This is a genomic window from Pseudomonas sp. 2822-15 (assembly GCF_002742515.1).
Lineage (GTDB): Bacteria > Pseudomonadota > Gammaproteobacteria > Pseudomonadales > Pseudomonadaceae > Aquipseudomonas > Aquipseudomonas salomonii.
This window is the reverse complement of sequence record NZ_LJRY01000170.1, coordinates 582,877-595,708: the sequence shown is the minus strand read 5'-3', so window position 1 is coordinate 595,708 and position 12,832 is coordinate 582,877. Positions and strand designations below refer to the sequence as shown.

Below are 12,832 nucleotides of genomic sequence, written 5' to 3'. Positions count from 1 at the left end.
CGGGGATGCAGTATTGGGAGGTAGAGCAAGAGTTGGGCCAGGTTTGGTTTTTTGACGGTAGATCCATTGTACTTCTGTGGGAGCTGGCTTGCCTGCGATGCAGACACCTCGGTGTATCAGGCAAAACCAGTCGATGCCATCGCAGGCAAGCCAGCTCCCACATGTGGCCGAGACCGGCCTGGCGACTCAATTCAAAGCTGAAAGCGCTGCCTTTCCGACTCATACAGCGGCCGCACCAACGCAAACTCATGATCAATCTGATCAACCAGCGCACCCAAGTCCGCCGTCAGCTCGACGGACTCCACCTCCAGCCGCTGACACAACTGCGCCAACCGCACCGCCCCAAGGTTGCCACTGCTGCCCTTGAAGCTATGGGCAATGCGCCCCAACGCCTTGGCATCATCACGCGACTTGCGCAACGCTTCGACGCGCTTTTGCGAATCGTCCAGAAAGGTCTCCAGCAGTTTCGGATACTCGCTTTCCATCACTTCCTGCAGGCCCGTCAGTACATCAGGGTCCAGATGAATCTCAAGCACTTGTTCGCTCCTTGATCAAGAATCGGCGGATTATGCCAGAGCCCCCCAGCAAAACTCCACGCATACACTGCGCCCGCCATCGGTCCAGCGTACATCGCTGCTCAGTTGCCGTACCAGGCTCAGCCCGCGGCCAGACAGGCGGTCGATATCCAGCGGCCGCGCCAGCACCTGTTCCACGTCAAAGCCGGGGCCACTGTCCTCAATGCGCAGCGTCATTTTGCCACCTGTGGCAGTCGGCACCACCTGCACATGCACCCGCACATAACCGCTGTTCAACTGCGCCAAGCGCTGGTTGCGCTGGCGGTAATACTCGGCAAACCCCAGGGCATCGCGCTTGAGTCGCGAATCCAGGCCCAGCACGCCATGCTCCAGCGCATTGGAATACAACTCGGCCATCACGCTGTACAGCGCCCCGCTCTGCCCGCGCAGGCCGTGAATCTCCAGCAACAATTGCAACAGGTACGGCAACGGGTTGTAGCTTTTGAGCGTGCGCGCACGAAACTCGAAGCTCACCGACCAATCCAGCGGGCACGACTGGCCACTGTCGGCGTACAGCGGCTCAGCCGCCCGCGACGGCTGGCCCGCCTGCAAGGTGATCTCCACCATACTCACATCATCACGCGCCTCGCCCCGAAACGCCGCCAGGGCCTGCTCAATATCCTCAAACAAGCGGTCGGGCTTGCGATTGCCGGCAAATACCTGCTGCAAGCGCGCGGCGCCAAATAACTGATCATTGGCGTCGGCAGTGTCCAGTACACCATCGGACAGCAAGAACACCCGGTCGCCCAGGGCCATGGGCCAGACTTCGGTGCTGTCATCAAACGCCTGCGCCGACAGCACACCCAGCGGCAGGTGCCGCGACACCAACGGCGTGCGCTTGCCGGTGGCGATCTCATGCACATAGCCCTCCGGCATGCCGCCGTTCCACACCTCCACCACGCGCCGCTGGGCACTCAGGCACACCAGGGTGGCGCAGCAGAACATGTCCACCGGCAGGATGCGCTTGAGCTTGGCATTCATCTCGCGCAGGGTCTGCGCCAGGCCGTAGCCCTTGGCGGTCATGCCGTAGAACACCTCCGCCAGCGGCATGGCGCCCACGGCGGCCGGCAGGCCATGGCCGGTGAAGTCACCGAGCAGCACATGCATGTCGCCGGAGGGCGTGTAGGCCGCCAGCAACAGGTCGCCGTTGAACAGCGCATAAGGCGATTGCAGGTAACGAATGTTCGGCGCCGCATTGATGCAACCCGAATGCGCCACCTTATCGAACACCGCCTTGGCCGCACGTTGCTCATGCAACAGGTAATCGTGGTGCCGGGCGATCTGGTCGCGCTGGCGCAGCACCATGGCCTGCAGCCGCCGCAGGCGGTCCATGGCATTGATCTTGGCGGCCAGGATCAGCGGGTTATAGGGTTTGGGCAGGAAATCATCGCCACCGGCATCCAGGCACTGGGCCAGGGCTTCACTCTCGCGCAGCGAGGTAAGAAAGATGATCGGCACCAGCGCCTCACCCGCCAATTGCTTGATCCGCCGCGCCGCCTCAAAGCCGTCCATCACCGGCATAAGGGCGTCCATCAACACCAGTTGCGGGCGCTCACGGGTGAACACCTCGACGGCTTGCGCGCCATTCGAGGCGGTGAGCACCTGATGGCCCTGACGCCGAATGATCGTCGACAGCAACAGCAAATCGGCGGCGCTGTCTTCGGCGATCAGGATCGTCAGCGCCTCGAGTACGGGGGCCAGGGTGTTCAACTGATGTCGAACAGTTTGTCGAAGTTGGAGATGGCGAGGATCTTGCGCACATCGGAGTTGCTGTTGATGACCTGCACTTCGGCGTTATCGCCACCGGCGTGGTCACGCAACAGCAGGAGCATGCCCAGGGCCGAGCTGTCCATGTAGGTGGCGTCCTTCAGGTCCACCACGTAGATCTCGGGCACTTTGTAAAACCGTTCGTAGGCCTCACGAAAGGTCTGGTGGTTACCGAAATCGAAACGGCCTCTTACTTTAATCGTCAACTTCGTCCCATCCAGGGACACTTCTGATTCGACTGACATGTGACTGCTTCCTTGTCATTGGCAATATGCAACAAGGTTTAGCAGCTGATAGAGATGTGAGCAACACTGATACTCAAATGTGGGAGCTCCCATAGTAGGCAAGTGGAAACTGTTAGTACTGTGACTGGCGCGGAAGTCGCTGTGATAGCTCGTCGAGCAGCTTTTGCTCGCGCTTGTCTTCGATGGCCCGCGCTTCGTCGATATAACGCTGCACCAGCTTGCGCAACCCTTCAACCCGGGCAAACGCCGCTTGCCAGCTTTCCCGGGCCTTATCGAGATTATTCTGGTGCCAGGCCAGGCTCTGGCGCTGTTGGCCCACGGCAGTTTCCAGCTGGTTGAGAAAGCCCTGGTAACCCATCAGCCATTGGCCGGACACGCCCTTGCTGCCGCGTTCGATCCACTGTTGCTGGTACTCGCTGCGAAAACGCTCCAGGTCACCCAGTTTGCTTTCCGCCAGGCGCACCTGACCCTGGAAATACCCCAGGCGTTGCACGGCGGTTTTCTCGGCCTTTTCGGCCATGTCCACCACTGGGGCCAGGCGTGAAGAACGGGTGCTGGCCATGGCTTAACCGCCCGGCGCCGGGGCGAAGATCGAGCCCAGGTGGGCTTCGCTTTCGCCCATGCTGATTTTGTCGTTAAGGCCCTGGCGCAGGTAGCTCACCAGCTGCGGTTGCAGCGCGATGGCCAGGTCGGTTTCGCGATCGCCACCAGCCACGTAGGCGCCGACGCTGATCAGGTCGCGGCTCTGCTGATAACGCGACCACAGTTGTTTGAAGTGCTGCGCACGGGCCATGTGCTCTGCGGTGACCACCGCCGGCATCACCCGGCTGATCGAGGCTTCGATGTCGATGGCCGGGTAGTGCCCCTCCTCCGCCAACCGCCGTGACAACACGATGTGGCCGTCGAGCACGCCCCGCGCCGAGTCGGCAATCGGGTCTTGTTGGTCATCGCCTTCGGACAACACGGTGTAGAACGCAGTTATTGAACCGCCACCGGCCTCGGCATTACCGGCGCGCTCCACCAGCTTGGGCAGCTTGGCGAACACTGACGGCGGATAACCTTTGGTGGCGGGCGGCTCGCCGATGGCCAGGGCGATTTCCCGCTGGGCCTGGGCAAAACGCGTGAGCGAGTCCATCAGCAACAAGACATTCTTGCCCTTGTCGCGAAAATATTCGGCGATACGCGTGCAGTACATGGCAGCACGCAGGCGCATCAGCGGCGCATCGTCCGCAGGCGACGCGACCACCACCGAGCGTTTGAGGCCTTCTTCACCGAGGCTGTGCTCGATGAACTCTTTCACTTCACGGCCGCGCTCGCCGATCAGCCCGACCACGATAATGTCGGCCTCGGTAAAGCGCGTCATCATGCCCAGCAACACCGACTTACCCACGCCGGTACCGGCAAACAGGCCCAGACGCTGGCCGCGACCAACCGTCAATAAACCGTTGATGCTGCGAATACCCACGTCCAGCGGCACGCTGATGGGGTTGCGGTTGAGCGGGTTGATGGTCGGGCCGTCCATCGGCACCCAGTCTTCGGCCTTCATCCCGCCTTTGCCGTCAAGTGCGCGACCGGCGCCATCGAGCACGCGGCCGAGCATGCTCATGCCCATGGGCAGGCGGCCGGTGTCGGCCAAGGGCACCACGCGGGCACCGGGGGCGATGCCCGCCAGGCTGCCGACCGGCATGAGGAAAATCTTGCTGCCGGAAAAGCCCATCACCTCGGCCTCGACCTGCACCGGGTGGTAGCTGTCGTCGTTGATCACCAGGCAGCGGCTGCCCATGGCGGCGCGCAGGCCTTCGGCCTCGAGAGTGAGGCCGACCATGCGCAGCAGGCGCCCTTCAAGAATCGGCTGGCCGGGCAACTCCGTGGCCTCGGCATAGCCGCCCAGGCGCTTGGCGAAGCTGGTGCGATCAAGGCGCATCGACGGCGTCCAGGTCCACACTCAGGTCCGGCTCGGCCGGGTGCAGGGCTTGTTCATGCAACTGATCAAACAGCTTGGCCATGATCTGGCTGATACGGGTTTCCACCGTGGCATCGATGCGGCTGTGTTCGGTCTCGACGCGGCAACCACCGGGCAACAACGCCGCGTCCTCGACGATGCGCCAGGTTTCTTCGTGACGCTCGCGCAGGGCTTTGACCTGCTCGAAATCCTGCGGGTTGATGTACAGGCGCACATTGCCCACGCCCAACGGCAGCAGCTTGAGGGCTTCGCGCATGACGCTTTCGATATGGCTGGAATCGAGCACCAGTTCGCGCTGGATCACCTGGCGAGCAATGTGCTCGATCAGGCCGACCATGGCTTTTTCGATCTGCGTATCCTGCTCGGCAATCGGGTCGAACAGCGTGCCCATCAGCCGCTCAAGGCTGGCGAGTTTGACGCTGAGCGCCTCTTCGGCTTCCTGGCGCACCTTGAGGGTGGTGCTGCGAAAGCCGTCCTTTTCGCCGGCCGCAAAGCCTTCGTTGTAGGCTTCCTGGCGGATGGCCTCCAACTCTTCAAGGGTCAGTGGCTGGACTTCATCCAGCGGCACTTCTTCCATCTCTACCGGCGTTTCAACCACCGGTTCAGGCTCAGGCTCCGGCACATGCGGATCGAAGCTGGGCAGCGACCAGATGTCGAACCCGCCGACATCCCGCGCGCGAATCAGATCGCTGGGCGTCTCATCTTTGTTCGACATGGGACGCGCCTTAGATCATTTCTTCGCCGCCTTTCCCGCCGAGAACGATTTCTCCGGCTTCGGCCATACGGCGGGCAATGGTGAGGATTTCTTTCTGCGCGGTTTCGACGTCGCTGACGCGCACCGGGCCTTTGGCTTCGAGGTCGTCGCGCAACAGTTCGGAAGCACGCTTGGACATGTTCTTGAAGATCTTCTCTTTGACGTTTTCGTCCGAGCCCTTGAGGGCCAGCACCAGCACGTCGGAGGAGACTTCGCGCAGCAACGCCTGGATGCCACGGTCGTCGACATCGGAGAGGTTGTTGAACACGAACATAAGGTCTTCGATCTGGCCGGACAGGGTGTCGTCGATCTCGCGGATCGAGTCCATCAACTGGCCTTCGACCGAGCTGTCGAGGAAGTTCATGATGTCGGCCGCACGCTTGATGCCGCCCAAGGTGGTGCGCGAGGCGTTCGAGTTGCCGGAGAACTGCTTCTCCAGAATCGTGTTGAGTTCTTTCAGGGCTGCCGGCTGCACGGTGTTCAGCGACGACACGCGCAGGATAATGTCCAGGCGCACTTTATGGTCGAAGTGGCCGAGCACTTCACCGGCCTGGTCCGGGTCGAGGTAAGCCACGACGATCGCCTGGATCTGCGGGTGCTCGTAGCGGATCACGTCGGCCACCGCGCGCGGTTCCATCCACTTGAGGCTGTCCAGGCCACTGGTGTTGCCGCCCAGCAGGATGCGGTCGATCAGGCCGTTGGCCTTGTCTTCGCCAAGAGCCGAGGTGAGCATCTTGCGGATATAGCTGTCGGAGCCGACGCCCAGGCTGGTCTGGTCGCCGACGATCTCGACGAACTCGCTCATCACCTGCTCGACTTGCTCGCGGTGCACATTGCGCATCTGCGCCATGGCCACGCCCACCCGCTGGACCTCTTTAGGCCCCATGTGGCGCAGCACTTGGGCGGCGTCGGTTTCACCCAGGGACAGCAGCAGAACTGCGGCTTTATCGACCTTGGTGAGCTTGGCAACAGCGGCTCGATTATCACTCATCTGCGTTGATCCACTCTTTCACGACCTGAGCCACACGGCCCGGGTCTTCTGCTACCAGACTTTTGATTGCATTCAGCTGAGCGTCGTAGCCTTCGCTCGGGCTTGGCAACAGGATGCTTTGCGGGCCGCCGAGGCTGACGCGGTCGTTGGCCAGTTCGCCGTCCAGGCCGCCCATGCCACCCAACTCGACGTCGCCACCGGCCAAAGCCAGCTGTTTCTTGCCGTTGCCGGTGATGTTGTTGAGCACCGGGCGCAGCACGCCGAACACCAGCACCAGGATGAACAACACACCCAGCACTTGTTTAACGATGTCCCAGAACCATGGCTGCGTGTAGAACGCCGGGTCGGCGATCACTTCGGCGCGCTCGGCGGAGAACGGCATGTTGATCACGCTGACGCTGTCTCCACGGCTGGCGTCGAAACCGACGGCGTCCTGTACCAGGCGCGTGAAGCGCGCCAATTCATCGCTGCTCCACGGCGCACGGGTGACGGCACCATCCGCCGGGTTGACCTTGACCTGATCATCGACCACCACCGACACCGACAGGCGATTGATCTTGCCCTGCTGCTGTTTGGTGTGGCTGATGGAACGGTCGAGTTCGAAGTTCTTGGTCGACTGGTTACGCTTGTCCGCCGGGTACGGTGCGAGCATGGGCTGGCCGGTGGCCGGGTCCATGATCTGCTGGCCGTTGGCGTCCAACAGTGGTTGGCCCGGCTGGATCGCGCCAGCCGTGGCAGCGGCGCCACCGGTGGTTTGTGGTGCAGTCGCCGGGGCCGGTGGCTGGTTGCTCAGGGCACCCGGCACACCTTGCGGGCCATTGCTGGCGGTACGTTGTTCGCTGGTGGACTGCTCGCTGCGCAGCGCAGGCTGGTCCGGGTTGAACTGTTCGGAGGTCGACTCGACCGCGCTGAAATCCACGTCGGCGGACACTTCAGCCTTGTAGCGGTCATTGCCCAGCACCGGTTGCAGGATGTTGTGCACCCGCTGGGTCAGCATGCTTTCCATGCGGCGGCTGTAGTCGAACTGCTTGCCGGCCTGGGTCAGCGCGGAGTTCTCGGCCTGGTCCGACAGCAGGTTGCCCTTCTGGTCGACCACGGTGATTTGCGACTTGCTCAATTCGGGAACGCTGGTGGCCACCAGGTTGATGATCGCCAGTACCTGGCCAGGCTCCAGGGAGCGGCCGGAAAACAGTTCGACCAATACCGAGGCACTTGGCTTGCGTTCGTCACGCACGAACACCGAGCTTTTCGGGATCGCCAGGTGCACGCGGGCGCCCTTGACGTTGTTCAAGCTGCTGATGGTGCGCGCCAGTTCGCCTTCCAGGCCACGACGGTAGCGGGTGGCTTCCATGAACTGGCTGGTGCCCAGGCCCTGGTCCTTGTCGAGGATTTCAAAACCGATATTGCTGTCGGACGGCGTCACGCCGGCAGCGGCCAGCTTCATGCGCGCACGGGCCACGTCATCAGCCTTGACCAGCAAGGCGCCGGAGTTGGGCTCTACGGTGTAGGCGATGTCGGCGGCGGCCAGGGTTTCCATGATCTGCTTGGAATCCATGCCGGCCAGGCTGCCGTACAGCGGACGGTAATCGGGTTGCTGCGACCACAACACCACGGCAAAACCAATCGCCACGCTCGCCGCCAGGCCGACCATCAGGCCCACCTGCCGCAGCATGGTCATTTCCGAGAGGTTTTCCAGGAACGACAGGCCAAACAGCGGCGGCTTGCCGTCTGCCTTGGCGGGTACGTTGTCGGAGACTGCTTCTGCCATGACTTAAATCTCGTCCTTAAACCGGCATCTGCATGATGTCTTGATAAGCCTGAACCAGCTTGTTACGCACTTGGGTCAAGGCTTGAAAGGAAACGCTGGCCTTTTGCGAAGCGACCATCACATCGGTGAGGTCCACGCCGCTCTTGCCGATCTCGAAGGCGGTGGCCAACTGATTGGAGGCTTGCTGGGTGTCGCTGACTTTGTTGATTGCCTGACCGAGCATGTCGGCAAAACTGCTTTGGCCCAATTCCGGCGCTGGCGCGACGGATTTCGGTTGAGCCATGGCATCCATTTGCATGGAGCGCATATCCAACATCAACCGATTGAACTCAATACCCTGGCTCATGACCTTCTCTCTCCGACGACCCGCAATTTTTTGACACTACGCAGCAATTACCAGGGGAGGTAGCAACAAGGGTGCCAGCTCTGTAGCAACTCGTAAGAAAAGGCGACAAACCTTGTCGACCTTGTTACCGGTCAGGTGGCGAACAGGTAGGCTTCCACGTCCATGCCGGCGTCGCGCATCTGCGCCAGCTTGTAGCGCAGGGTGCGCGGGCTGATCCCCAGGCGTTCAGCGGCCTCTTTGCGACGGCCGCGCTCGGCACGCAAGGTGTCGATGATCATCTGGAATTCGCGGCGGCGCAGGTCGTCGCCCAGCGCACCGCCGGACTCGGTATCGGCAGCCGCCACCGGTGCGGGCGCCAGGCTCGGCAACGGCGCGCTGCCACTGCCCATGGCCAGGCAAAAGTCTTGCGGCTGGATCAAACCGCCCTGCTGCAAAATCAGCGCACGCTGGATGGCGTTGTCCAATTCGCGCACGTTGCCCGGCCATGGGTAGCTGATCAGGCAAGCCTGAGCCTCGGCCGACAGCCGCGCCTGGGCGTGCTTCATTTTTTTGACGTGGTTGTTCAGCAGGCGCTCGGCCAGCGGGATGATGTCCGCCGGGCGTTCGCGCAACGGGCGCCAGGCCAGCGGGAATACGGATAGCCGGTAGAACAGGTCTTCACGAAAGCGCCCCGCCGCCACTTCGCCCGCGAGGTCGCGGTTGGTGGTGGCAACCACGCGGATATCCAGCTGGATCGGCTTGCGCGCGCCCACGCGCTCCACCTCACGCTCCTGCAACACCCGCAGCAGCTTGGCTTGCAGGCCCAGGGGCATTTCCGAGATTTCGTCGAGCAGGATGGTGCCGCCGTCGGCCTGTTCGAACTTGCCGGCCTGGGCCGCGATGGCGCCGGTGAACGAGCCTTTTTCATGGCCGAACAAGGTGGCTTCGAGCATGTTGTCAGGGATCGCCGCGCAGTTGATCGCGATGAACGGTTGTTTGGCACGGCTCGATTGTTGGTGGATATACCGCGCCAGCACTTCTTTACCGGTGCCGGACTCGCCGGAGATCAGCACGGTGGAATCGCTGCGCGCCACACGGGCCGCCAGTTCCAGCAACTGTGCGCTGGCCGGTTCAAAGGCAATCGGGCCTTGGCCTTCGGCGTTCGAAATAACGCCGAGTGCATGCCGGGCAACCAGTTCGATCAAGGCTTTAGGCTCAAAGGGTTTGACCAGGTAATCCGCCGCGCCCTGGCGCATGGCGTCCACCGCCCGCTCCACGGCGCCATGGGCGGTCATCAGCAGCACCGGCAACTGCGGCTTGCGCGCGCGCAGCAGGCCGAGCAACTGGTGGCCGTCCATGCCGGGCATGTTGACGTCACTGACCACCAGGCTGAAAGATTCCTGCTCAACCGCCTCCAAGGCTTCCTCGGCAGAACCGACCGCCCGGTAGTCATGGCCCGCCAGCAGCAGCGTGTCAGCCAATGCTTCACGCAGGGCGCGATCGTCTTCGACCAATAACACCTTGATAGCCATAGTCCTTTTACTCCGCGCTTGCCGTGCTGGAAAACAGTGGCAAGGTCATCAATGCACAGGTGCCACGCCCCACCCGGGAGTGCAGTTGCAATTCTCCCTGATGCGCACGTGCCACGGCCTTGACCACGGTCAGGCCGAGGCCGGTGCCGTTGGTCTTGGTGGTAAAAAACGGTTCGCCCAGGCGTTGCAGCACACGCGGTTCGATGCCGCTGCCGCTGTCGCTGATACACAGGCGCAGGGTTTGCTCGCGGGTGTACAGGTGGACCTTGAGCCGCGCTCCGGGGCCACTGGCCTGGGTGGCGTTTTCGATCAGGTTGAGCAAGGCGCCGACCAGGGTGTCGCGGTTGCACAGCAACTCGCCCTGGTGGCTGTCGCACTGCCAGCGCACCTGGGCGTCCTGGATATGGGTGGCGGCCGCCGCTTGCAACGACTGCATCAACAGGGCGGGCGTAACGCGGTCGGTCAGCGGCAATTCGCCGCGGGCGAACACCAGCATGTCGCGCACCTGGTGCTCCAACTCATGCAAGCGCTCTTTAAGGCGGCCAGCAAAACGTTGGTGGGTGGTGGCCGGCAATTGCTCATCAGTCAAATGACTGGCGTAGATCAGCGCCGCCGACAACGGCGTGCGGATCTGATGCGCCAACGAAGCGACCATCCGCCCCAACGACGACAAGCGCTCATGGCGCGCCAACTGGTCTTGCAGGTGACGGGTTTCCGTCAGGTCGTTGAGCAGCACCAGTTGGCCGGGCTCGGCGTCCAGGGAACGGGTGGCGATGGACAGGCGGCGGCCGTCCTTGAGGGAGATTTCGTGGCCGTCGTCTTCACGGGGGGCGAAGCAGCGGGCGATGACTTCGCGCCACAACTCGCCTTCCAGCGGCAGGCCGAGCATGTCGACCGCAGCCGGGTTGGCTTCACGCACGCGGCCCTGATCATCAATGACGATTACGCCACCGGGCAGCAGCGACAGCAGGTTTTGCAGACGGTTGGCCAGGCGCTCTTTCTCGGCCAGCTCTTGCATGCGCTGGGCACTGACCACCGCCAGCTCGCCTTTAAGCTCGGAAACCCGCGCCTCCAGCAAGCTGTAAGAGTCAGTCAGTTGGCTCGACATCTGGTTGAACTGCGAGAACGCCTGTTCAAGACCCTGCCGGGTCAGCGGCTCTGAGGACGGAACGAGCCCCGGAATAGCAGGGGCGGAAGAAAGTTGGGCGGCGTGGGGCATCATGCTCTCTCGCTTGGCTGACCGTCAGTTAAACGGAACGTTGCGAGGGCTGTAGCAATACCCGTGCCTAAAAAAAACTACTGAAATTTCAGTAGCTTAAAAAACAGGCGTCAATCATCCGCCTGTTCATCACCTTCCCGGCGGCTCATACCGTACTTGCGCATCTTCTCCACCAGAGTGGTTCGACGGATTCGCAAGCGTTCGGCGGCGCGGGCAACAATGCCGTTGGCATCGTCCAGCGCCTGCTGGATCAGGCCCTGTTCGAGGCTACCGAGGTAGTCCTTCAAGTCGAGGCCTTCGGGCGGCAGCATGGCGGTGGCGCCGAAGTCCGGCGTGTGGCCGTTGATGGCCACGCGCTCTTCGAGGTCGGTGCGCAGGCTGTCGACCAGTTGCTCGTCTTCGTCGTCGACGTAACGGAATTTCTTCGGCAGTTCGACCACGCCGATCACACCGTAGGGGTGCATGATCGCCATGCGCTCTACCAGGTTGGCCAGCTCACGCACGTTGCCCGGCCAGCCGTGGCGGCACAGGGACATGATCGCGGCGGAATTGAAGCGAATCGAACCGCGCTTTTCGTGCTCCATGCGCGAGATCAACTCGTTCATCAGCAACGGGATGTCTTCCACGCGTTCGCGCAGCGGCGCCATCTCGATGGGGAATACGTTGAGGCGGTAGTACAGGTCTTCGCGGAAGCTGCCGACCTCGATCATGCTTTCGAGGTTTTTGTGCGTGGCGGCAATGATGCGCACGTCGACGCTCTGGGTCTTGTTGCTGCCCACGCGCTCGAAGGTGCGCTCCTGCAATACGCGCAACAGCTTGACCTGCATCGGCAGCGGCATGTCGCCGATTTCGTCGAGGAACAAGGTGCCGCCGTTGGCCAGTTCGAAACGCCCGGCACGGCTGGTGATCGCCCCGGTAAAGGCGCCCTTCTCGTGGCCGAACAGTTCGCTTTCAAGCAGCTCTGCCGGGATCGCCCCGCAGTTGACCGGCACGAATGGCCCGTCGCGGCGCTTGGAGTGATAGTGCAGGTTGCGGGCAACCACTTCCTTGCCGGTGCCGGATTCGCCAAGGATCAGCACGCTGGCGTCGGTGTCGGCGACTTGCTGCATCATCTGGCGCACATGCTGAATCGCACGGCTGGTGCCGACGAGGCTGCGGAACAGGTTGGGTTCACGGTGACGGCCGCGCTCGCGAGCCTGGTCGTACATCTCGCGATAGACCTGGGCACGGTGCAGGGAGTCGAGCAATTTGCTGTAGCTGGGCGGCATTTCCAGGGTTGAAAGCACGCGGCGGCGCTGGTCTTCCGGCAGGTCCACGGAAGAAATATCACCCATCAGCAACACCGGAAGGAACTCATCCCAGGTCGACAGTGTCTTTAACAGGCCCAAAATGGCGCCAGGAGCATTTACCGTCCCGATCAGCACACAAATAACTTCACGGCTCGACGACAAAGAGCTGACCGCCTGCTGCCAGTCATGGCTGCCGCAGGGCAAATTTTCTTCACCGAGAAAATTTAAAATCACCGCCAAATCGCGGCGACGGACGCTATCGTCATCAATCAGCAGAATTTTGGTTTCACGCCACATGCAATAGCAACTTCCCTAGTAAAACTTCCTGCCCCAGAGTGAGGGCAATCGAGACGCCTGTAGGACTTCTTACCTAACAGACGCCTGAAATCTGAAAACAGCACTAG

At 62.0% G+C, this 12,832-nt stretch carries 12 protein-coding genes; all 12 read right to left on the bottom strand.

All coding sequences use genetic code 11. The annotated features are described in order from the left end of the window. Positions 1-191 precede the first annotated feature (191 nt). Positions 192-536 carry an Hpt domain-containing protein gene (locus AOA59_RS08745; RefSeq protein WP_099486868.1) on the bottom strand — a complete coding sequence of 115 codons (345 nt, stop codon included), beginning with the start codon at positions 534-536 and terminating at the stop codon, positions 192-194. Positions 537-566: 30 nt separating this feature from the next. Further along, positions 567-2,285 carry a fused response regulator/phosphatase gene (locus AOA59_RS08740; protein ID WP_065929747.1) on the bottom strand — a complete coding sequence of 573 codons (1,719 nt, stop codon included), beginning with the start codon at positions 2,283-2,285 and terminating at the stop codon, positions 567-569. Then, positions 2,282-2,587, bottom strand: a complete 306-nt coding sequence (locus tag AOA59_RS08735; RefSeq protein ID WP_065929748.1) for an STAS domain-containing protein — start codon at positions 2,585-2,587, stop codon at positions 2,282-2,284. The genes AOA59_RS08740 and AOA59_RS08735 overlap by 4 nt, the downstream gene beginning before the upstream one ends. 112 nt (positions 2,588-2,699) lie before the next feature. Then, positions 2,700-3,149, bottom strand: a complete 450-nt coding sequence (fliJ, locus tag AOA59_RS08730; RefSeq protein WP_099486866.1) for a flagellar export protein FliJ — start codon at positions 3,147-3,149, stop codon at positions 2,700-2,702. 3 nt (positions 3,150-3,152) lie between these two features. Continuing rightward, complete coding sequence (fliI, locus tag AOA59_RS08725; protein ID WP_099486864.1) at positions 3,153-4,511, bottom strand: flagellar protein export ATPase FliI; 1,359 nt, start codon at positions 4,509-4,511, stop codon at positions 3,153-3,155. Then, positions 4,501-5,265 carry a flagellar assembly protein FliH gene (gene fliH / locus AOA59_RS08720; protein WP_099486862.1) on the bottom strand — a complete coding sequence of 255 codons (765 nt, stop codon included), beginning with the start codon at positions 5,263-5,265 and terminating at the stop codon, positions 4,501-4,503. The genes fliI and fliH overlap by 11 nt, the downstream gene beginning before the upstream one ends. A 10-nt stretch (positions 5,266-5,275) precedes the next feature. Then, positions 5,276-6,295 carry a flagellar motor switch protein FliG gene (gene fliG, locus AOA59_RS08715; RefSeq protein ID WP_010208743.1) on the bottom strand — a complete coding sequence of 340 codons (1,020 nt, stop codon included), beginning with the start codon at positions 6,293-6,295 and terminating at the stop codon, positions 5,276-5,278. Next, positions 6,288-8,063: a flagellar basal-body MS-ring/collar protein FliF gene (gene fliF, locus AOA59_RS08710; protein ID WP_065929752.1), complete on the bottom strand. Its 1,776-nt coding sequence runs from the start codon at positions 8,061-8,063 to the stop codon at positions 6,288-6,290. Before fliF ends, fliG begins: the two co-directional genes overlap by 8 nt. Before the next feature lie 16 nt (positions 8,064-8,079). Next, positions 8,080-8,409 carry a flagellar hook-basal body complex protein FliE gene (fliE, locus tag AOA59_RS08705; RefSeq protein ID WP_016972029.1) on the bottom strand — a complete coding sequence of 110 codons (330 nt, stop codon included), beginning with the start codon at positions 8,407-8,409 and terminating at the stop codon, positions 8,080-8,082. Positions 8,410-8,540: 131 nt separating this feature from the next. Then, positions 8,541-9,920 carry a sigma-54 dependent transcriptional regulator gene (locus tag AOA59_RS08700; RefSeq protein ID WP_099486861.1) on the bottom strand — a complete coding sequence of 460 codons (1,380 nt, stop codon included), beginning with the start codon at positions 9,918-9,920 and terminating at the stop codon, positions 8,541-8,543. Positions 9,921-9,927: 7 nt separating this feature from the next. Further along, positions 9,928-11,139, bottom strand: coding sequence for a PAS domain-containing sensor histidine kinase (locus AOA59_RS08695; RefSeq protein ID WP_099486904.1), 1,212 nt, complete (start codon positions 11,137-11,139; stop codon positions 9,928-9,930). 110 nt (positions 11,140-11,249) lie between these two features. Further along, on the bottom strand, positions 11,250-12,725 hold the full coding sequence (locus tag AOA59_RS08690) for a sigma-54 dependent transcriptional regulator (protein ID WP_065929754.1): 1,476 nt from the start codon (positions 12,723-12,725) through the stop codon (positions 11,250-11,252). Positions 12,726-12,832: the final 107 nt, after the last annotated feature.

Excerpts from the sequence above, each read along its gene's own strand:
- AOA59_RS08735 (WP_065929748.1), bottom strand. The coding sequence starts at position 2,587 with ATGTCAGTCGAATCAGAAGTGTCCCTGGATGGGACGAAGTTGACGATT.
- fliJ (WP_099486866.1), bottom strand. The coding sequence starts at position 3,149 with ATGGCCAGCACCCGTTCTTCACGCCTGGCCCCAGTGGTGGACATGGCC.
- fliI (WP_099486864.1), bottom strand. The coding sequence starts at position 4,511 with ATGCGCCTTGATCGCACCAGCTTCGCCAAGCGCCTGGGCGGCTATGCC.
- fliH (WP_099486862.1), bottom strand. The coding sequence starts at position 5,265 with ATGTCGAACAAAGATGAGACGCCCAGCGATCTGATTCGCGCGCGGGAT.
- fliG (WP_010208743.1), bottom strand. The coding sequence starts at position 6,295 with ATGAGTGATAATCGAGCCGCTGTTGCCAAGCTCACCAAGGTCGATAAA.
- fliF (WP_065929752.1), bottom strand. The coding sequence starts at position 8,063 with ATGGCAGAAGCAGTCTCCGACAACGTACCCGCCAAGGCAGACGGCAAG.
- fliE (WP_016972029.1), bottom strand. The coding sequence starts at position 8,409 with ATGAGCCAGGGTATTGAGTTCAATCGGTTGATGTTGGATATGCGCTCC.
- AOA59_RS08700 (WP_099486861.1), bottom strand. The coding sequence starts at position 9,920 with ATGGCTATCAAGGTGTTATTGGTCGAAGACGATCGCGCCCTGCGTGAA.
- AOA59_RS08695 (WP_099486904.1), bottom strand. The coding sequence starts at position 11,139 with ATGCCCCACGCCGCCCAACTTTCTTCCGCCCCTGCTATTCCGGGGCTC.
- AOA59_RS08690 (WP_065929754.1), bottom strand. The coding sequence starts at position 12,725 with ATGTGGCGTGAAACCAAAATTCTGCTGATTGATGACGATAGCGTCCGT.